Origin of the sequence: Streptomyces sp. Root431, from assembly GCF_001426585.1 — a bacterium.
Taxonomy (GTDB): Bacteria; Actinomycetota; Actinomycetes; order Streptomycetales; family Streptomycetaceae; genus Streptomyces; species Streptomyces stackebrandtii.
The window spans coordinates 48,245-68,708 of the sequence record NZ_LMEI01000009.1 but is presented as its reverse complement, the minus strand read 5'-3'; the positions used below and the strand labels follow the sequence as shown (position 1 = coordinate 68,708).

At 71.3% G+C, this 20,464-nt stretch carries 17 protein-coding genes and 2 pseudogenes; 14 read left to right on the top strand and 5 right to left on the bottom strand.

Annotation, left to right across the window (positions count from 1 at the left end; translation table 11 throughout):
- Position 1 precedes the first annotated feature (1 nt).
- Positions 2–1,261 carry an acyltransferase gene (locus ASC82_RS13810; RefSeq protein ID WP_079039251.1) on the top strand — a complete coding sequence of 420 codons (1,260 nt, stop codon included), beginning with the start codon at positions 2–4 and terminating at the stop codon, positions 1,259–1,261.
- Between the two features lie 183 nt (positions 1,262–1,444).
- Positions 1,445–2,170: a hypothetical protein gene (locus tag ASC82_RS13805; RefSeq protein ID WP_056646763.1), complete on the top strand. Its 726-nt coding sequence runs from the start codon at positions 1,445–1,447 to the stop codon at positions 2,168–2,170.
- Here ASC82_RS13805 and ASC82_RS13800 read toward each other — a convergent pair.
- Positions 2,171–2,636, bottom strand: a pseudogene (locus ASC82_RS13800) (IS5 family transposase); the annotation flags it as partial.
- 125 nt (positions 2,637–2,761) lie between these two features.
- Here ASC82_RS13800 and ASC82_RS13795 point away from each other — a divergent pair.
- Positions 2,762–3,421, top strand: a complete 660-nt coding sequence (locus tag ASC82_RS13795) for a hypothetical protein (protein ID WP_056646757.1) — start codon at positions 2,762–2,764, stop codon at positions 3,419–3,421.
- A 201-nt stretch (positions 3,422–3,622) separates the two neighbouring features.
- Positions 3,623–4,030, top strand: a complete 408-nt coding sequence (locus ASC82_RS13790; RefSeq protein WP_056646754.1) for an FKBP-type peptidyl-prolyl cis-trans isomerase — start codon at positions 3,623–3,625, stop codon at positions 4,028–4,030.
- Positions 4,031–4,146: 116 nt separating this feature from the next.
- Here the strand turns inward: ASC82_RS13790 and ASC82_RS31060 are convergent, their stop codons facing one another.
- The 3 genes from ASC82_RS31060 to ASC82_RS13780 form a co-directional block, all read right to left on the bottom strand.
- Positions 4,147–4,257, bottom strand: coding sequence for a fumarylacetoacetate hydrolase family protein (locus ASC82_RS31060; protein WP_242427648.1), 111 nt, complete (start codon positions 4,255–4,257; stop codon positions 4,147–4,149).
- Between the two features lie 85 nt (positions 4,258–4,342).
- Positions 4,343–5,173: a dienelactone hydrolase family protein gene (locus ASC82_RS13785; protein ID WP_056646750.1), complete on the bottom strand. Its 831-nt coding sequence runs from the start codon at positions 5,171–5,173 to the stop codon at positions 4,343–4,345.
- The gene (locus ASC82_RS13780) at positions 5,170–6,972 is read right to left on the bottom strand and encodes a hypothetical protein (protein WP_056646747.1); all 1,803 of its coding nucleotides are present in this window, start codon (positions 6,970–6,972) and stop codon (positions 5,170–5,172) included. Before ASC82_RS13780 ends, ASC82_RS13785 begins: the two co-directional genes overlap by 4 nt.
- Positions 6,973–7,458: 486 nt before the next feature.
- Between ASC82_RS13780 and ASC82_RS13775 the strand changes: the two genes are divergently transcribed.
- The 10 genes and pseudogenes from ASC82_RS13775 to ASC82_RS30620 all read left to right on the top strand — a co-directional run.
- Positions 7,459–7,905, top strand: coding sequence for an SSI family serine proteinase inhibitor (locus ASC82_RS13775; RefSeq protein ID WP_056646743.1), 447 nt, complete (start codon positions 7,459–7,461; stop codon positions 7,903–7,905).
- A 257-nt stretch (positions 7,906–8,162) separates the two neighbouring features.
- Complete coding sequence (locus ASC82_RS13770) at positions 8,163–9,875, top strand: amidohydrolase (protein WP_199862531.1); 1,713 nt, start codon at positions 8,163–8,165, stop codon at positions 9,873–9,875.
- Between the two features lie 31 nt (positions 9,876–9,906).
- Entirely contained in the window at positions 9,907–10,683 is a 777-nt protein-coding gene (locus tag ASC82_RS13765) for a LuxR C-terminal-related transcriptional regulator (protein WP_056646737.1), read from the top strand.
- An 87-nt stretch (positions 10,684–10,770) separates the two neighbouring features.
- Positions 10,771–11,457, top strand: coding sequence for a Crp/Fnr family transcriptional regulator (locus tag ASC82_RS13760; protein WP_056646734.1), 687 nt, complete (start codon positions 10,771–10,773; stop codon positions 11,455–11,457).
- 163 nt (positions 11,458–11,620) lie between these two features.
- The gene (locus tag ASC82_RS13755) at positions 11,621–12,595 is read left to right on the top strand and encodes a hypothetical protein (RefSeq protein WP_056646731.1); all 975 of its coding nucleotides are present in this window, start codon (positions 11,621–11,623) and stop codon (positions 12,593–12,595) included.
- Complete coding sequence (locus tag ASC82_RS13750) at positions 12,592–14,880, top strand: hypothetical protein (protein WP_107105892.1); 2,289 nt, start codon at positions 12,592–12,594, stop codon at positions 14,878–14,880. The genes ASC82_RS13755 and ASC82_RS13750 overlap by 4 nt, the downstream gene beginning before the upstream one ends.
- Before the next feature lie 146 nt (positions 14,881–15,026).
- Positions 15,027–16,283, top strand: a complete 1,257-nt coding sequence (locus ASC82_RS13745; protein WP_056646727.1) for a hypothetical protein — start codon at positions 15,027–15,029, stop codon at positions 16,281–16,283.
- Entirely contained in the window at positions 16,280–16,837 is a 558-nt protein-coding gene (locus ASC82_RS13740; RefSeq protein ID WP_242427647.1) for a Pycsar system effector family protein, read from the top strand. Before ASC82_RS13745 ends, ASC82_RS13740 begins: the two co-directional genes overlap by 4 nt.
- 583 nt (positions 16,838–17,420) lie before the next feature.
- The gene (locus tag ASC82_RS13735) at positions 17,421–18,854 is read left to right on the top strand and encodes a M48 family metalloprotease (protein ID WP_056646725.1); all 1,434 of its coding nucleotides are present in this window, start codon (positions 17,421–17,423) and stop codon (positions 18,852–18,854) included.
- An 83-nt stretch (positions 18,855–18,937) separates the two neighbouring features.
- Positions 18,938–19,468, top strand: a pseudogene (locus ASC82_RS30620) (IS630 family transposase); the annotation flags it as partial.
- Positions 19,469–19,559: 91 nt separating this feature from the next.
- Here ASC82_RS30620 and ASC82_RS13725 read toward each other — a convergent pair.
- Entirely contained in the window at positions 19,560–20,183 is a 624-nt protein-coding gene (locus tag ASC82_RS13725; protein ID WP_056646722.1) for a helix-turn-helix transcriptional regulator, read from the bottom strand.
- Positions 20,184–20,464: the final 281 nt, after the last annotated feature.

Sequence of the window (20,464 nt, the reverse complement as noted above, 5' to 3'; positions counted from 1 at the left end):
CATGACCGCATCCTTCGACTTCGGGGGAACCCAGGACACCGTCCGGCTGAGGATCCCCGCCACTCTGCGACGGGAGTCCCAGACGGTGCCGGAGCCGTCGGCACCGTCCCCGCGCAAGGGCGGCCGAGACCGCTACTTCGATCTGCTGCGCGCGCTGGCACTGGTCCGTGTGGTGATTTACCACAACTTCGGCTGGTTCTGGCTGCCCGTCGTCTTCCCGTCGATGGGCGTGATGTTCGCGCTGGCCGGGGTACTGATGGCACGCTCGCTCAGCCGTCCCGCCCTGGGCGTCATCCGGGGCCGTCTGCGCCGGCTGCTGCCGCCGATGTGGCTGTTCGGCGCGGTCATCCTCACCCTCGAGATCATCGACGGCTGGGGGCCCGACGCCGAGGGGCATCCCAACTGGTGGTGGGGCAAGCTGCTGTTCTGGCTCGTGCCGCTGAGCACTCCGCCGTACGCGGAATCGCTGAACGGTTTCGACCATCTCGTGGGGCAGGGCTGGGCGGTGCAGATTGTCGTCCCGCTCTGGTACCTCCGCGCGTACCTCTGGTACGTCCTGCTCTCCCCGTTGATGCTGTGGGCGCTGCGGCGGATGCCGGTCGTGACGCTGTCCGTACCGCTCGCGGTGACGATCGTGATGAACACGTTCTTCATCGACCAGGAGTTCCTCTACGGCCGGGTCTGGGAGAACCTCAGCGACTTCGCCATGTTCGGCTCCTGCTGGATCCTCGGCATGGCTCATCAGGAGGGCCTGCTCAAGAAGATCCCGCAGTTCGTCGTGCCGTCCGTCGCGCCGCTGATCATGGTGGCCGGCTGGTGGTACCTCCATACCCGCCCGGTCGATCCGACCGTGCCCACCGACATCGAGAGCTGGCCGATCGCCCAGGCCCTGTGGTCCTTCGGCTTCGTCGCCATCCTGCTCCACGTCAGTCCCTCTTGGGAACAGTGGCCCCGCCGGCTGGAACGCTGGAACGGCCTGATCAGCCTGCTCAACTCACGAGCGGTCAGCGTCTACCTCTGGCACCAGGTCGCGTTGGTGGCCGCCATCCCGCTGATCGACCCCCTCTGGTCCGTCGGCTTCTTCTACGAGCACCTTCAGTGGCTTCTGATGAGCCAGTGGTTTCCGCTGCTCGTGGCGATCCCCCTGACCGGACTGCTGGTACTGACCTTCGGCTGGGTCGAGGACCTGGCAGCGAAGCGCTCTCCGCGGCTCTTCCCGTACCCGCGCCGCGTGCGGGGCAGGCGCCGGGCCGGCGCCTGACGCGGGCCGCCCGGAACGGCGGACGTGCAGGGACGGCAGTGACCCGCGCCACCGATTCCGGTGCCGCGGGTCGCCCAGCAGTACGCGCAGACCGGGATCCGTCAAAGCCTCACCGTCTGTCCGAAGGCCCCCTAGGTTCTGTCCGGCGGATCTTGACGGGTCACACCGCAGTAGGCTGGCGCGGTGCTGCTCCCCACCCTCCCGCGCACCCGCCTGCGTTCCTCCGATCAGCCGGCTATCGACACGCCATTCGGCCCGCTGACCTTCACTACGACGATTGGGAACACCAGCCTTCCGCTGCAGCCGGATGAGCTGTTCCAACTTCCGGGCGACTGCACGCTCGCCCGCTGGGTAACTCCCGGGGCCCGCGTCGAGCTGCTGCTGACCCCGTACGATCCCGAGCTCGACCCCGAGAACTGGGGGCCACTGATCGACTGCCGTGCGGCAGTCTGGCGAATCGACGCATTCACGCCGCTCGGGCGAGTGCAGTTCTCGGCAGGGCTTCCGGAGGGTGCAGACGGAGGGTACGACGGGGGGCAGGCGCTTGCAGCTATCACGGTGGAGGACGAGACGATCCGGCTCACTGTCGGAGGCAGTGACGAGGAGGCGATCTGCGGGGCCGCCGACGCAGGAGAGGTACCCCGGCGGTGGGCTGCGCTGATCGACGAGGTACACAACCACTCGTTCAGCACGTGGGGCGTGGACTATGGGCACTACCACGGCATGTCCTGGACGCTGCCCCCGCTGGAGGCCGGCGACCACTGTGAACTCCCCGTAGTTGCAGCCTGGGCCCCGGTCACCGAGGAGAGTGCGAACACCTGGTACGCCGTCATGCCATCGCCAACGGTGCTGCTGAGGCAGGTCACTGCCGAGCCGGCGAAGCAGGCCGATACTCCGGACGCGGGCTGATCACGGTCTGAGCCAGAGGCGTATCGACGCGACGGTGACGGTGCCGTGGAAGACGTAGGCACGCTTGTCATACCCAGTCGCGACGGCCCTGGAGTGCTTGAGTCGGGTGATCGTCCGCTCGACCTCGTTCCGGCGCCTGTACATCTCCGTATCGAAGCCCGCAGGCCGGCCTCCTCGGCTGCCGCGGCGCCGGCGGTTGGCCCGCTGGTCCTTCGGCTCCGGGATGGTGTGCTTGATCTGGCGTCTACGCAGGTAGCGGCGATTGCGGCGGGAGCTGTACGCCTTGTCGCCGCCGAGGTGGTCGGGGCGGGTGCGCGGATGCCCGCCGCTCGGGCGCTTCACCCTGATGCGTTCAAGGACCGGGATCAGCTGTGGCTGTCGCCCCACTGACCGGGCGTGATCAGCATGTCAGGGGACGGCGGCCGCCTTCCCCGGCAAGGTGGATCTTGGAAGTGAGGCCGCCACGGTCTTCGGCAGATGTGGTGCCAGTTGCGCCCACTCGTCGTTCGCAAGATCACCCCGCCCCACGACCAACACAATGGTCCATGGGGCGATCACATGATCCGCCGGACAGAACCTAGCCTGCGTCACGTGACCGAACCGACCGACGCCGTCCTCACCGGCGGGGTGCTCGCCCGCCTCGTCGACCTCGCCGCGGCCTCGCGGAACCCGGGGGCTGCCCCCTTGGAGGACGAACTCCAACGTTTCGCCCGCCTGATGCAGGACTCTCACACGATCGCCTGGGTCATGCCCTTCGACGCGGTGGCCTCACTCCTGGAGGCTCTGGCGGACGAATACGGCACGGAGCGGTTCGTGGCGAGGCCGACCGTGTTCCTTGATCGGCTTGCCCGGGCGGCCGGCGACGAACACGCCGACGCCTTCCTGCGTACCCTGGCGGCACTCCTCCGCGACCCCTGGTTCGGCCACTGCCCGGGCTATGACGAACTCCCGCTCTCGCAGTGGGAGGCACTCGCCCGCTTCGACGTCGTCAACGAGTTCGCGTCACAGCTGCCCACCGGTGAGTACGGCAGCGACCCTGAGGCGGAGGCACGCGACCTGGTCGCCATGGATCACCCGGACTGTCACGGCAGAATCGCCGATCTCGCGGGACAGCTCCAACGAGTCCTCTACATGTTCCGCTCGTCCGCCGAGCTCGACGCGGCCTTCGCGCCCGTCATGCCGTCGGTGACGACCGAGCGACTGCGGCTGCTGCTCGACGCCGTCCATGCCCACTTCGCCGAACAGCACTGATCAGGAAGCCGCCATCCCCATCGATCCGTACGCAGGGCTGCTCGGGCGTCCCGGGGACCGCCCGACATTCGAAGTCGCAGATCAGGGGCCGTTTCGGAGTAATCTGAAACGGCCCCTTGATCGGTTTTGAGGACCACTGGGGGAGCAACCCGCTGTGACCGCGGCAGTGGGCGGCTTCCGGTGGAGAGTGATGAGGCTGCCATGAGCGAACTGACGAAGCCCGAGGTCGAGGTTCCGGAGGGTGACGCTCCCACCGAGCTGACCGTCCGGGACCTGGTGGTCGGGGACGGGCCCGAGGCGAAGCCGGGCACGGTCGTCAGGGTTCACTACGTCGGGGTGACCTTCGAGACCGGGAAGGAGTTCGACGCCTCCTGGGACCGGGGCGAGCCGTTCAAGTTCGCCCTGGGCGGCGGCCGGGTCATCAAGGGCTGGGACCGAGGGGTGAGGGGGATGAAGGTCGGCGGCCGGCGCGAGATCATCGTTCCCCCGCGACTCGGCTACGGCAAGCAGTCGCCCTCGCCGTTGATCCCGGCGGGCTCGACCCTGGTCTTCGTGGTGGACCTGATCGACTCGTACTCCAGCACGGCCGGGTGGAAGAACACCCAGTGATGCGGGGGACCGGCTTCCTCGACGGCCCGCCCCGGTACCTCAGCCCGGAGGCCTGAACCCCGGCGGCCTGAACCCCGGCGGCCTGAACCCCGGCGGCGGCGGACGCCTTCCGGCTGTCACGCGTCTGCGCTCTCGGGCGCGGCCCTCACGCGGTTGCGGAGCGTGCCGATGTGCTCGACCTCGGCCTCGACGACATCGCCGTGGCGCAGATGGCGACCGGAGAACACGCCGACGCCGCGCGGAGGGCGAGAGCGTCCCCGGCTCGACCGCCCTCACCGAGGCCGTCGGGTACGTGCTGACACCGGGGGCTGGTCACAGCCCGGCCTGCGGTGTTCCGGCGGCCAGGCGGGAGTTCAGGAAGGCCACGACCTGCTCGCGGGCTTCGAGGGCGGGGTGACCGGGGGATTCGCGGAGTTCATGGGTCAGGACGGCGTGGGCGTGTTCGCCGAACCCGACCGTGTTGTTCGGACCGGAGTCGAGCGGGATGTGCCGAAATGCATCGCCGAGGCGTTCGTGCAAGGTGGCGAAGCGCTCCTCGGGGGCCATCCGGTCCTCGCTGAAGCGCAGGCCCAGAACACAGTGCTCCGTTCCTTGGTGCCGGTCGGCGACGGCTTGCAGCTCCTCTTCGGACACTCCGGGGTCCGCGCGGCGGGAGGCCCCCAGCGCCACGGGGACCGACGGCTGGCTCATCACCGCGGCGAGGACCGAGTCGTCGACGGCGGCCGCCAGGGCGAAGCCACCCGTGAAACAGAGACCGATGACACCGACGCCCGGGCCGGAAGTGCGGGTGTTGAGGTCGTGCGCCAGGGCCCGGAGGTAATCGGCGACCGGTCGGCGGGCGTTGCACGCGAATGCCCGGAACTCCTTCGAAATGCACACCCGGAGGCCGACGAGAGCCGTGCGCAGGACGGTGCCGGCCTTCCCCGGCACGCCGAACAGCGACGGAATCACCACGGTGAAGCCGCGGTCCACCAGGTGTTGTGCCAGTCCCAGCACTTCCGGACTGATGCCGGGAAGTTCCGGCAGGAGTACCACGCCGGGCCCCCCACCGCTCTTCTCGTAGCACGTGTGGGTGAGTCCCGCAGCGGTGAAGGGTGAGGGGATCCAGCCGTCGAGGTCGGACGTGGGGGCCGTCGAGGTCATGGCACGTGCTCCGGTGTGGGTGGTTGTCCGCCGAGCCGAGCATTCACCCAGTCGGTGAGGTCGGGCTCGATCCAGTAGTCGCTGTGGACCCGTGGGTCGGCTTGATCCGGTTCCGGGAGGGAGTAATCCGCCACGGGGGCCGCGGAGGACGGCATGTCCGTCGCGATGGGGTCCGTGAGCCGCCAGGCATTGCACCACGTGTCGACCCGGCCCCGGACGGCCTGGAAGAACGCATCGTCGAAGTACAGAGGGAAGAATCCCTGGTACAGGGATTTGAGGGGGGAACCACAGGTGATGAGATGGAAGTTCCCCTTCGGGGGCAGCTTCGGACTGTTCTGTGGCGCCTCTGCGGACTGGTCGTGGGCGAGGAGCCATGCGGCGAGAACCGATCCCTGGCTGTGGGAGAACAGGACGACTCTGTCCGAGGAGTGGCGGGCGAGTTCGCAGCGAAGCCCCTTGAGGACGTCCTCTCGATAGGACTGACCCGCCAGTGGGTGATAGCGGATCGGCCAGAATCCGGCGACGTCGGCGACCATGTCGAAGACTTTGCGGGCCGGATGCGCTCTGCCCAGCATCAGCATGAAGGCCAGCACCACGACAGTGGCGATGTGCGTGATCAGGAGCGTGACGGTGAGAGGCCACCCGCCCCAGTTCCCCCCGAAGGCCACCGTCAGGAGGACGGCCAGCATCAGGACGTATACGGCGGCCGTCGGCCAGAGAGCGCTTCGGATGCGCTGTGGCAGGGATGTCACGGTGTTGTGCACGAGAATCCACCGACGGATGACGGAGGACACCACCGGAGCGGGACCGGGACGGCGCCCCTCCGTGCGGACGGCGGAAAGGGTGAAGGCGAGCGCGAATCCCAGGAAGGCGAGCAGCACTGCCACCGGAACCAGGTCGAGGAGGAGAACCTGTCTCCCCGGGGGAGTGACGGTCCGGAGGAGGTGACTCTCGTGAAGGATTCCGGACGAGTGATCGGCGAAGGCGCCGAGAGCGTCCAGATACTTCATCAACCACTCGACGCCCAGCCGGATCAGCGCGCCGACCGCGTGCATCGTGAGCAGGGTCAAGAGCGCCACCACCGTGGCCCCGGCATTTCGCTGAACTGCGGCGAGCACCAGGAAGACGACCACGGAGACGACGACAAAGGCGATCATCGCGTCCAGCCGGGGCTCCGGTGCCGGTGCCGAGACGCCGCCGGGGCTGGCGCTGTTGGGCCAGTGACTCCAGTGGACCCGGCGGCTGGGCTTCCAGAACAGCACGGCGGCCGCCAGACCGAGGCAGCAGATCGCGTGGCTCCAGGCGAGCCGTCGGCTGATGTGGCGATCCTTCATGACGTGTGCCCGGGTGACGATCACGGCGGCAAGGGCCACCGCCGGGCCGAAGGTGGCGAGGACTTCCGCGCGCTCTTGTCGTGTCTGCAGCCCAGGCGTGTACTCCAGCACCGTTTCGACAATGGTGATGAGCCAGGCCGTCAGCACGATGGTGAGGACCGCGCTCATGAGATGTGTGATGACGGAGTGACGCCTCCGTCGGCTGACTTTCCGGGGGGTCATGTGGCCGACGACGTTCATGAGGGTGAACGGCGTCGCGAGGTACCAGGCGAAGCCGGCGATACCGCGTGATGTACGCCACCAGTTGACGAACTGGAGCCGGTGATCCGGGCTCGGAGGCGGGATGTAGGAATCGACCCCGCCACAGCGCTCCATGGGGTCGGCGTGTTCGAGCGTTCCGCTCCCCAGGGCGGTCAGCGGCTCGTGACCGCCGACGCCGTGCACGCGAATCTCGACCGGCTCCATCCTGCGACCTTTCCGATAAAAGGTGCTGCATGGCACGCACGATCGGCGAGCATCCACCTGTGCGTCGTCCGGCCCAGTTCACCACGCAGGGAAGGGGGAACCCGTTTCTGACCCGCACGAGTCCCCCGGACAGCGTCAGCATCAGGAGTCTCGGTTTCGGGGGACTTCGCACGGAGCGCCGCGGGCCTTGGGTTCCGGACGATCACGGGGGCGTTCGGGCGGTCCAATAGCGAACCTTTTCCGTGGCGGCGCAGGTCAGCGGGTCGTTCGAGCTTGGACCTTCCCGGGCGACCATGCCACGGGAGGTGGGGTGGAGTGCCGGAGTACCGCCTCTCAACTGGCCGAACGACCAGTCGGTAGGGGCCGGTCCGGGGTCGCGGCCGGAAAGGGCCGACCACGTGTGCGATCACGCTCCGCGTCGACGAGACTCCGGTGCGCAGCCGATCGGCTCGCATCACCCCCGTCACCCCACGAAGGGACACCCCCGTGCGTTACTTCCGTACCCTCGGCGCCTCCGCGTTCGCCACCGCGACCGGTCTCGCGCTCGTCGGCACCGCCTTCACCGGCGCCGGCACCGCAGAGGCGGCGCCCGCGAGCCTCTACGCTCCGTCGGCGCTCGTGCTCACCGTCGGCGAGGGCGCGCACCCGGCGACCGGCACCGTCCTCCGCGCGGTCACCCTGAACTGCGCCCCCGCCCCGTCCGGCAGCCACCCCGCTCCGGAAGAGGCCTGCGCCGAACTGGCAGCTGCGGACGGTGACTTCACGAGCCTGACGGGCTTAGGGGACGGCCGTCCCTGTACGCGCGAGTGGAACCCGGTGACGATCACCGGTGACGGCGTCTGGCAGGGGCGGCGCGTCTCCTGGTCGGAGACCTACGGCAACCCGTGCGAGCTGCGGGCCCGCACGGCGGACGCCGCGGTCTTCGCGTTCTGATACTTCTGACGGAACCCCGGGACTCCCCGGGGCCCAACTCACCGGCCCTCCTGGTGCGTTCAGGTCGGGCCGGTGCCTCCACGCCGTTCGGCATCGGGGTCGACGTGGACGCGCAGGCCTATGTCGGTCGCGGATCCGCCCCGGACCGACCGCGTATCGGTGGGATGACCGATGTGCCGGGTGCGCGGGCGCGGCCATAGTCCTCGGGAGATCGAATGCGGGTGCCGTCGCGCGCCCGGTGTGTGAAAGGACCTTCTGTGGACACGTATGCGGACCTGGTGTTTCTCGGCGGCCGGGTGGTCACGGTCGACGCGGAGTTCTCCGTCGCCTCGGCCCTGGCGGTGACCGGCGGGATCATCAGCGCCGTCGGCGGGCGGGACGACGTGGCGCCGCTCGTCGGACCCGACACCCGCGTCGTCGACCTGCGGGGGGCGACGCTGCTTCCCGGGATCAACGATTCCCATCTGCACGGATGCGCCTTCGGCATGGCGACGCCGCCGCTCTCCCTCGATGTCGCCCACCCCGCCGTCTCCTCCCTCGCCGACGTGGCCGACGTGGTCCGCGAGGCCGTCGGGCGGGTGCCGGGCGGGCAGTGGATCACGGGGCACGGCTGGGACACCGGCTACCTCGACGAGTGCGTCGCCGATCCGTCGCGGCAGCCCTCGCTGCACGACCTCGACGCCGTGAGCCCGGACCACCCCGTCGTCCTCTACTCCTTCTCCGGCCACGCCACGTGGGTCAACTCCAAGGCGCTGGAGCTCATCGGGATCGACCGGCACACCGTCGCTCCGCCCGGCGGGGCCATCGTCGTGGACGAGGCCGGGGAGCCGACCGGGCTGCTCCACGAGGGCGCCCAGGCCCTCGTCCAGAACGCGCTGCCCGCACTCGCCCGCCAGGAGCGGACCGACGCGATCAGGTCGACCCTCGCCACACTCGCCCGGCTCGGCGTGACCAGCTACACCGAGCCCGGGCTCGGCCCCGGCGGCGACGGCATCATGCGGGGCGCGCTCGGCGGGGAGACCCTCGACGTCTACCGGCGCCTGCACGCCGACGGCGACCTGACCGCCCGCGTCGGCGTCCTCCTCCTGCCCACCGGAATGGCGAGCACCGCCGAGGAGTTCGCCCGCACCCTCACCGACCTCGCCGACGCCGGTGCCTCCGGTGACGCCGATCCGCGGCTCCTCGCGATCCACGGCGTCAAGATCTTCGGCGACGGCATCGTCCCCAACAAGACGGCCTGGATGCACGAGCCGTACGTCGGCGGCGGCTGCGGCTCCCTCTGTGTCGGCGGCGAGACGGACGACGACCGGATCGCCGAGATCGGCGCCATGATCCGGCACGCCCACGCCGCCGGCTACCAGCTGGGCGTCCACGTCACCGGCGACCGGGCCGGCGACACCGTCGCGGAGGCCTTCGCCGCGGCCGTGACCGAACACCCGCGGGCCGACGCCCGCCACTACGTCATCCACGGCGACTTCCTCACCGCGCACAGCATGAAGCTCCTCGCCGCGCACGACTTCGGCGTCAACATGAACCCCACCATCAAGTGGACCGTCGCCGACATGGAGGAGGAGTTCGTCGGCACCGGACGCGCCGCCTACGCCTGGCCCTACCGCGACGCCCTCGACGCCGGCGTACGGGTCGCGAGCGGGTCCGACGCCCCCGTCACGTACCCGGACTGGCGTCAGGGCGTCGCCACCATGATGCTGCGCGAGTCGAAGGCCACCGGCCGCGTCAGCGGTCCCGAGCAGCGCATCGGCCTGGCCGAGGCGATCCGTACGTACACGATCGACGCGGCCTGGCAGGACTTCGCCGACGACTGGAAGGGCTCCCTGGAGCCGGGCAAGGTCGCCGACCTGTGCGTGCTCGACGGCGACCTGCTCACCGCCGACCCCCACGACATCCCGGAGATGCCCGTCCTCCTCACCGTCATGGACGGGCGTGTCGTGCACGACACGCTGCGCGATTGACGTATTCCGGGCATGTGATCATCCTGGAGGGATGGCAGCGGAGCGGAGTACGGCGGACATCCTGGACGCGGCCGTGCACGTCCGTGAGGCCGCCAGGAGCGCCACGACCGGCGCGACCGGCGTCGACACGGTCCTGGCGGCGCTGTCCGAGGTGATGGCGTACGACCACGCCTCCCTGGCCCGGTGGGATCCGCTGCGCCACTGCCACACCACCCTGGCCGGGACCTACCCCGACGACGCCACGGCCTACATAGAGACCCGCCTCCACCAGGACCCGGTGTTCCCCGTTCTCCGCGGCCCGGACCGGGGCGGGCTCTGGCTCACGGACGTCCCCCGGCGGCTCCTCGCGGCGTCGCCGGGGTTCCAGGAGGTGCTGAGCCCCCTCGGCATCGAGGACGGCGTGGCTCAGTGCCTCTTCGCCACCGACGGCCGGTACGTCGGCATGCTGAACGTCAGCACCCGAGCGCCGCTGCGCACCGCCGACCCGGCGCGCGCCGTGGTCACCCTGCTCACCGAGGCCCTGGCCGCGGCCGTCGACCCCCGCGCGTGCCCGCCGTCCGAGGAAGCGGCCACCGCTCCCGACCCCGCGCGGGGCGCGCGGCGGCCGGGCGGGCTCTCGCCGCGGGAGCTCCAGGTGCTCGCCGAGCTCACCGCCGGCCGCACCAACCGCGAGATCGCCGAACGGCTGTACATCACCCCGCGGACCGTGGGTACGCACATCGAGCACATTCTCGCCAAGCTCGATCTCCCCAACCGCGCGGCGGCCGCCGCCCGGGCCGCCGCCTGGGGAATCGAACCCTCGTCCTGAGGCGAGCCCCGCGAGCGGGGGATGCGCTAACCTCCCGGCTGATCGCCCGGTCGTGAGCGGCCCGAAGAGGTAGTCGGGGAGAAACAGTTGACGCAGTTCGAGGACCAAGTCCCCTTCGTGGTCCGCTTGGACACCGAGGACCGGCAGGCGCTCTTCAGCAGCGGCGGCCACCTCGCCTTCCCCGCGCGGCAGGTGCTGCTCAGGGAGCACGAGCCCTCGACCCACGTCCTGATCATCCTCTCCGGCTGGGCCAAGGTGACCTCGGCCGCGCCCAACGGGTACGAGGCGCTCCTCGCACTCCGGGGCCCCGGCGACATCGTCGGTGAGCAGGCCCTGCTCAGCGGGCGGCCGCGCGGCGCCACCGTCATCGCGCTCGAACCCGTCGAGGCGCTCGCCGTCGACGCCGAACGGTTCGGCACCCTCCTCGACGAACGCCCGGCCATCGCCCGGAAGTTGCTGGCCCTGACCGCCGACCGCACGCGCGACAGCGACCGGCGGCGCGTGCAGTTCGCCTCGCTCGCCGTCCAGGAGCGGCTCGCCCTTCTCCTGCTCGAACTGATCCGGACCCACGGCGAGGAGTCGGAGGACGGCGTCCAGCTCACCGCCGGGCTCAGCCAGAGCGAACTCGCGGGCTCGGTCGGCGCCTCGCGCGAGGCGGTCGCGCGCCTGCTCAAGCAGCTGCGGGAGCGGGGCATCGTACGGACGGGACGGCGCGGGATCGTCGTCGTACGACCTGACGTACTCCGCCAGATGGCCCGCTCCGGAAACGCTTGACCGCGACCGCCGGACCGGCCGGCGCGGGACCCGTTCTGTGCACACGGTCACATTCGGAGTGTGCTAGGTTCCGTCGCCTCGAACTCCCCGCCCCTGGCATCTTCTTGATGTCCAGAAGGCCCCCAGCGGGCCGTTTCACCAGCGTCTCCAGCGGAAGGCGGCCATGCGCGAGCCTGTCAACCGGACCATCCTGCTCTTCGACATCGAGCGGTTCAGTCGTCGCGACGACGTGGTGCAGGCCGTCCTGCGGCGCACGTTCCACAAGATCGTCGACCAGACCCTCGAAGCCGCGGGCGTCGAGGCCACCCAGCAGTACCGCGAGGACCGCGGCGACGGTCTGATCGTGCTGCTCAGCGGGGACGTGGCGAAGACCGTCCTCCTGCGGTCGCTGCTCACCACCACCCCCGAACTCCTCCACGAGCACAACCTGCTCGCCTCGGACAGCGCCCAGATGCGGCTGCGGATCGTCCTCGCCGCCGGCGAGGTGGCCCACGACCCGCACGCCGGGACGACCGGGGGGCTCGTCGGGCACGACCTCAATCAGGCCTGCCGGCTGCTCGACGCCGACGTCCTGCGGTCCGCCCTCGCCGAGCGCCGCGCCGAGCACTGCGTCCTCGCGGTGAGCGCGCCGGTGTACGAGGGCGTGGTCCGGCACGGCCACCGAGGCGTACGGCCGGAACTCTTCCGGCGGGCGGACGTCACCGTGAAGGACGGGGTGCTGCCCGCTTGGATCCACCGGGGGGCCGCGCCGGGCGGGGCTTCCGGGGGCGAGGGGGAGGCGGCGCGGGACGCCGTGGCCACGGCGACCGATGCGACCGACGGGGCCTCCGCGGAGAAGGCTTCCGGTCCGGCTGAGGCTCCGGCTCCGGGTGGTGGCCCCGCTCCGGCTGAAGCCCCCGGTCCGGCCGGGGGCTCCGCTCCGGCAGCGGCCCCCGCTCCGGCAGCGGCCCCCGCTCCCGCCGCGGCTCCGCAGGAGCGGCCCGCCGGGGCCGTCTTCCACTTCCACGGCGGGCCCGTGATCCACGGCTCCCTCGTCGGCGGCGACCAGCACGGAGTGAGCGGCGGCCAGGTCACCGGGGACGTCGTGCTCGGCGGTACGCGTGCCGAGGACGGCACCGCGGACGGGAGCCCGTCGTGAACGCACCCCAGGACACGCTGGCCGGCCCGGACGGGCAGGGCCCGCACCAGGAGCGGCCCCTGCCGGACCCGCACACGCAGGACGCGACCGGCGACGCTGCCACCGGCGCCGAGGAGTCGGCGGGCGCCGACGGCGAGACGGAGCACGCCTGGGACTCCCGCCGCGACCTCTACCGGCACAGCCCCGGCATCATGCTCGGCCACTCCGCCCGGATCGGCGGCTCGCTCGTCGGCGGCGACCAGCACGGCGTCAGCGGCGGCCACGTCACCGGAGACGTCATCCTCGGCGGCAGCAAGGTGGAGTACCACCTCGGCGGCGACACGGAGGAACGCTCCGGCGAGATCCCCCGCTCCGAAGTCGAGGCGCTCGCCCGGAACTTCATCCACCCTCGCGGGGAGAAGGACGGTGGGACCGAAGGCGGCGACGCGGGCTTACCCGACGAACAGTGGGAATCCGAAAGCCCGTTCGCCCTCGCCCTCGCCGGGCTCAGGGAACACCGCGTGGCCATCCTCTCCGGACCCGCCACGACCGGCCGCAGGGCGGCCGCCCTCATGCTCCTCCGTGCCGTCGGCTCCCGTTCCTACCGGGCCCTCGACCCCGCGCTCCCGCCAGGCCGGCTCGCCGGCGAGCTCCGCGAAGGCTGCGGCCACCTCGTCGCCGACTTCGCCACCACCGCCGAACGCCCCCTGCGCGAACACCACATCCGCGCCCTCAGCGAGCGGCTCCACGCCGCCGACAGCCACCTCGTCCTCGTCGTCGGACCCCACCCCGTCGTCCACGGCAGCGTGGGCCCGGTCTCCTGGGAGCCGCCCGAGCCCGCCGCCCTGCTCGCCGGACACCTCAGGCACCAGGACCTGGCAGGGCGGACCGTCGACGAACTCCTCGCCCTCGCAGAGGTACGGGCCGTCCTCGCCCATCACCGGCCGGTCGCCGACACCGCCCGCTTCGCCGAACGCGTCGCCGCACACGCGCGCGGCACGGTGTCCCTGGCCGAACTCGGCGCGTTCGGCCACTATGCCGCCGAACGCCAGGTCAGGGAGTGGTTCGACAGCGCGGACCACAGCCTGCACGACAAGGCCTTCCTCATCGCCCTCGCCACCTTCGACGAGGCTCCGTACCCCCTCACCGCCGAACTGAGCGACGTCCTCTTCGGCCTCCTCCAGCGCATCGAGAACCCGGGGGAGCCGGCCCGCATCCCCGTCTTCGGCACCTCCAGCGCCCAACGCGTCGAGCAGGCGCTCGCGGACCGCTACCAGGAGCCGGAGGAGACCGAGTGGGGCCCGGTCCTCCAGACGAAGGTGCAGTTCAGGGACAAGCTCACCGCCATCACCCTGCTGCGCGAGGTCTGGACGGGCCATCCGTCCGCGCGGCCCGCGCTCGTGGCGTGGCTGCGCCGCCTCGCCGACGACCCCCGGCCCGTCGTCCGTACCCGCGCCGCCGCCACCGCCGCCGTCATGGCCGAGGCCGACCTGCCGTCGGCGATGGCGCTCCTCATCCGCTCCTGGGCGGCCGACCGCCGGTTGCGCGCCCGGCTCGCCGCTGCCAATGCCCTCGCCCTCGCACACCACTTGGGCGCCCCCCACGTCTCCCGCATCCTCGCGGAGTGGTGCGTCGCCCCCGACCACAGGCTCCGCTGGACCGCCGTCCGCGGCTACGCCCTCGTCGGGGACCGCTTCCCCCAAGAGGCGCTCGCCGCGCTCACCGAGGCCGTACGCGGTCTGGAGTCCCGGGGCGGGCCCGCCCGCGGCTGGACGGACGAGCGCGACGACCTCGCCCAGTCCGCCGCGGCCCTGCTGCTCGCCGCGGGACAGGAGGCGGCAGCCCGTAACGACTGGGACGCCGTCGCCGGTCTGTGGGGCGCTCTTCCGCCCCTGCTGCGCGGCACCACCAGGGATTTCGCGCTGCGCGCGACGGTCCACGCCTGCGGACCCACGGACGGTCCCGGAGGCACCGGCCGCCCCCTGCTGCTCGACCTGTTCGCACGGGGCGACTCGACCCCCGGTACGGACGGAGCGGTGCTGCGGCACGCCCTCGCCGCGCTGTGGCGAGGCGTCCTCAACGACCCCGTCTGCTCGGCGTCCGGACTCAACACCCTGCGCCAATGGGTCCGTTCCGCCGAGAGTGACCGGGGGGCCGAGCGCGCGCTCGCCGAACTGCTGCCCCTGCTCGCGGTCTCCACCGAGGATCACAAGCGCCTCGCCTACCTCCTGGAGAACCTGCGCGGAGAGGGTGAATCCGCCCCGCCCGCCGTGGCCCTCCGGCTACGGGCCCTCGTCCTCGCGTAGCCCGGCCGGAGCGATCCCCGGCGTACGTCACCGGCGCAATCCCCGACACAATCACCGACGCAATTCCCGGGCGCAGTCCCGACGTTCATTCCCGGCGCGCACTCCGGACGCGCGCCGCCAGTACGGTCCCAAGGAGCCAAGTCACCATGATGAGCCAGCCGCCCCAGTGGCAGCAGGACGCGAACCGCCACACCGCACTCGTCGACCCGGTGGTCACGATCCAGGAGCTGTCCCGCTTCAAGCCGCTGCGCGCCACGCGCATCGACCACGCCTTGGTGTTCACCACGGCCCAGGGGAGCCTCGACACCTATCTGCCGCCGCGCCGCCCGAGCCGTACGGACCTCGCCACCCGGCGCTGGACCAGCGTGTACGAGGTGGACATGGGGTGGCACGAGGCCGGCACCCTCCTCGCGCTCCCCAGTCGGCGCGACGCCTTCCTGTTCGAGGTGTCCCTGAGCTGCACCTGGCAGGTCCTCGACCCGGCCGCCTTCGTGGCGAGCGGCGAGCGCAACGTCCCGGCCATGGTGCAGCGCCTCGTCGAGGAGGCCGTCCGGCCCGTCCTCCGCGGCTTCGCCATGGAGGACAGCGCGGCGGCCGAATCCCACGCGCGCAAGGCCATCGAGGCCGCCGGGCCGCTGGGTGCCCGGGCCGGCCTGGACGTCCGCTGCGGACTGCAGATCCGACGGGACGAGGCGGCCCTCGCACAGGAACGCGAGCTGCGCGAGATCGCGTTCGAGCGCGAGAAGCTCGAACCGCAGCACGCCCTGCTCATGCGCGAGGACGAACTGGCCGCGGAACGCGCGCTCGTTCAGGGCCGGCAGCAGCACCGCATCGACTTCCAGCAGCAGGAGCTCGACCACGAGCGCGCGCTCGCGCGGGGCCAACAGGAGCTGGAGCTCCAGGAGATCGAGGCCAAGAAGATCGAGTACTACGCCTACTACCTGGAGCGCGGCGGCCCGACGGCCATGGCCTTCCAGCTCGCCCGGCATCCCGAGGACGCCCGCCTCGTGATGGAGAACCTGCGCCAGGACCAGCTGTTGGCGATGAAGAACCAGCTGACGGTCGCCATCCAGGCGCTCGGCGGCGGCCCCGGCGGCCTGGAGGAGCACCAGATGGACGAGCCGCGGCGGCTCGCGGCCAACGTCATCAAGGAAGTGTTGGGCGCGAAGCTGTCCCAGGGACCGGTGGAGCGGCAGCCCGCCGTCGACGCGGGCCCTGTTGACGCGGGCGTCGTCGACTCGGGTGTGGTCGAGGGGACCGCGGTCGAGGGAACCGTGTTCCCGGCCCCGGTGGAGGACCGGGTGCCCGGAGCCGGGACCGCGCCGACTCGGCCCCCGGTGCCGCCCATGCCGGAGGACGGACCGGTCTTCGGCTACCCGACGCCTCCGCAGCCGCCGCGATGAGCACGACCGCTCCCGCAACGGGTTCGGAACCGGCACGGGCGGAGCCGCAGACACCGCCCCTGCCGCAGGGCGCGGCCGAGCGGCTCCTGGGCGAACTGCGCCAGGAGGCGGTACGGGCGGACACCAAGGGCTCGATCCTCGTGGCCGCCCAGGGCATGGCCGCCGCCGCGCTCGTCGGCGTGCTCGCCACGCGCGGCTGGCACCCCACCGACCTCTCGGCGCTGGGCCAGGTCCTGTGGTGGGCCGGGGCCGCCTGCTTCGTCGTCTCGCTCGCGGCCCTCCTCATGGCCGTCGTACCCCGCTACCGGACGGCCGGCTGGCAGCCCGGCGAGCCCCTCACCCACTTCGCGGACATCCGCGGCGCGGCCCGCCGCGGCCAGGCGGTCCTGGAGGAGGCGCTCCGGGAGACCGATCGCGCCCCCAGGGCCGCCGTCGTCGCCTCGCTCGTGGAGAACAGCCGGATCGTCTCGATCAAGTACGAGTGGCTACGGGTGGGCATCGCCGGCTTCACGGTCGCGCTGGTGCTGCTGCCCGGCGCGCTGCTCATCGGCTGATACGGCGGAGCCCGCGGCGTCCGCAGGCTCCGCCGGGACGGCCCCGGCCGCCGCGCGGGCGGACCGCGCCGTCGACGATTCGTCACGCATAACCGTCAGGAGACACATCGCCATGTCCGACCACGAGGACGTCCCGCCTCCGCCGTATCCGGGGGAGCGGAGTGCGCCGCCTCCGTATCCGGGAGAGCAGGGTGCGCCGCCTCCGTATCCGGGAGGGCAGGGAACGTCGCCTCTCTATCCGGGAGAGCAGGATGCGCCCCCTCCGTACCCGGGTGAGCAGGGCGCGCCTCCTCCGTACCCGAGTGAGGTGTCGGCGCCGCCCGCGTATCCGGAGGAATCGCGGCTCCCGGAGTATCCGGGTGAGGTCACCCCTCCCGCGTATCCGGGGGAGATGCCTGCGCCTTCGTATCCGGGTGAGGCCGCGCCGCCCGCGTACCCGGGGGAACTCGCGCCTCCCGCATGCCCGGGTGAGACGGGTTCTCCCTCTCTGGAGGCCGGTCCGCCCGCCTATCCGGGGGAGACGCCCCCTCCCGCGTACCCGGGTGACGCCGTCGCGCCTCCCGCGTACCCGGGCGAGGCGGCGTTGCCCCCGTCCGCCCTTCCGGGCGCTGCGGCCCCCTCGTACCCCGGTGACGTACAGACCGCCTTACGCGACGAGAAGCAGCCGGCGTACAGCGATGACGGCTCCCCGCCCGTCCACCCCGGCGAGGCGGTGCCCGCGCCGAGGGTCGGGGACGGAACGGTGCAGGCGCCCGTCGCCGCGCAGCCCGTGGCCCCGCCACCGCAGCCCGCGCCCTTGCCGTCGCAGCCCGCAGCGCCACCTGCGCCGCTGGCCGGAGCCGCCGCCGCGCATGACGACCTGGCCCTGGAGCAGGGCCGCAGGATGCGGAAGTCCGTACAGCGAGGGATCGACGGCGCCGCGCTGTCGCACCTCTTGGTGACCGTGCCCATCGGGCTGATCAGCCTGGGAGTCGTCACCTTCCTCTCCGCGATGATCAACCCCTTCCTCGCGATGATCGTCCCGGTGCTCTGGCTGTTCTCCGGGCCGTTGGTCTTCCAGCGCAAGGTTGAAGCGGCCATCGCCCGGCGCCTGTTCGGCATGCGCAGGCCCACGCCGGAGGAGGCCCAGCGGCTGGACGTGGTGTGGGAGCAGGTGACGCGGCGCGCGGGCGTGGACCGGGAGACGTACGAGCTCTGGATCCAGGAGCGCGCCGAGCTGAACGCGACGGCCGCCGCCGGCCACATCGTCGCCGTCACCCGGCACGCGATGGAGCGACTGCCCAACTCCCGTCTGGCCGCGGTGCTCGCGCACGAGCTCGGCCACCACGTGGGCGGTCACACCTGGGCGGCGATGCTGGCCGACTGGTACGCCCTGCCCGCACGGGCAGCCGGGCGGGCCCTTCTCGCCCTCCTCTTTCTGCTCTTCCGGACGAAGCACTGGGCGGGCATCGCCTGCGGGAGCTGTCTCTCGCTGATGATCGTCCAGGCCGTCGTCATGTTCACCTTCGTGCAAGGGATGTGGTGGATCGTCCTGCCGGTGGCGGCCGGTCCCCTGCTCATCGCGTGGCTGCACCGCCGGGCCGAGTTCCGTGCCGACGCGTACGCGGTGGGGCTCGGGTTCGGCGAGGCGCTGGAGACGGTCCTCGTGGCAGAGGCGCAGATGGCGGCGGTACCGGGCGCTCCGCAGCACGGGCCGGCGCATTTGCCGCCCGGCATGCCGCCGTTCCCCCAGCAGTACCCGGGCCAGCAGTACCAGGGCCAGCAGTACCCCGGGCAGCCGTACCCAGGGCAGATCCACCCGCCCCAGCCGTACCCCGGGCATTCGTACGTGGGTCAGCCCTATCCCGTGCAGCAGCCCTACCCTGGCCGGCCCTACCCCGTACCGCCGGGCCCCGAGTCCTTGAAGGCGGCGGGCAGCGGGCGGCTCGTCGCCAGGGCCGCGCACACGAACGCCGAGGCGCGCCTGAAGAACGTGCGGCTCGTCATGTCCCAGCAGATTCAACGATCGCCTTCCTAGTGCCGCATCAGGCCAGGTTCGCCCCGTCGTGACGTGCCGCCCGGGTGCTGTGCCGGGCGGCATCGGACCATCAGAATGATCAAGTGGCTCAACGCGTGCAGGTCCGTGAGATCGATGACGACGAGGGCAGGCGACTGCTACGGATCGTCCGCCGGGCACCGGGTCGTTAGTGACCTGGCGGCGATCCCAGATGGTGCTGCTGTCCGCCCAGCGGATGCCCGCGGCGAAGATCGCCGAGGTCACGTTCACCAGCGCGGACCGGGTCCGCGACGTGATCCACAACTTCAACGCCGACAGCTTCGACTCGCGTCACCCGAAGCCCGGCCGGCAGTGGGCCGAACGCGGTGGCAGAGGTAGGGACCCCGACCGCGGACCCAGAGCCCGGCGGCGGGCCACCTACACACGATCGCTCGGGGTGCGGCACCTGTTCGCCGCCTACGACCTCGCCAAGGACCAGGTCTACGGCCACATCAAGAAGAGCAAGAACCGGTCGAAGTTCCCGGAGTTCTGCCGCTGCCTACGCTCGCTGCACCCGGGGAACGTCCGCATCGCGATCACCGTGTGACAACTACTCGCCGCACCCGACGACGAAGCGTTGCCAGCGGGTCGGAACACGCCGCCGACGAGCGCCTACGCGAAGTCGCCACCAGGGCGGACGTCGCTTGGCGCAGCGCCAACTCCGCATTGTGCGCCGCCACCTGTCACCTACTGCGTACTGCCGTCGTCGAGTCCGGCGATGACTCTGACGTCCGCTTCGGACATGTCCAGGATCCCGGCGATCAGGCGTGCATGCAACAAGTTCGGATTGAGTCCGCGGCGGAGCATGTGGATGGTGGACAACGACAGCCCGGCGGCCCTGGCCATGTCTCTGACCGGAATCCCGCGCAGGTCCATCAACCCGGTGAGCATCCGTCCGAACGGATGCGGCTCCGGCTGCCCGGCAGAGGCAACGGCCGGGCCGATGACAACGTCACCGATCTTGGCTTGGAAGCGGATGAGCCGGTCGCCCGTGAATCCGACCTTCGCGACGAACGGCAGGCTCTCCCCGTTGCCGGAAGCGACCGTTCCCGGGATCGACACCTCGGTGAACCTCACGGCGGGATCACAGAGGTGCTCCCCGGTCTCTGTGGGGAATCCCGGCTGGACGCGGTCGACCGTCCAGTCGCGGTTCCACCACGGAAGGTCCTGCAGCACGTCGTTGAGGAAGGGCGGCATGACGGTCATGTCCACCGGGTCCGGAGGATTCTTCTGACCTGCCCATATGACACCGGGCCAGTACCGCAGTGCCGCGATCACGTCCGCAGTCAGCGCGCGGTTGGCAGGCTCCACGGCCACACTCTCCCCCAGTCGACGGAGCAGTCTCCCATGGCGAGGCGAACGTCGCCTGATGCGGCACCAGGTCACGCCCCTTTGCGGAGGGTGCGCGTGTCCGGGACGAGGAGCCGGAGCCTGGGCCCGGCCGAGGTGAGGCCGATGGCGTAGGACCGGTGGACGCGGGCGTCGGCCGCGAGGAGGCGGTCGCCAGCCAGGTGGGCCGGTTCGGGTGGGTGAGGGCGATGAGGTTCCGGGCCGCGATCGGCCGCAGGGGTCTCCTGGGCCTCCCCGACGAA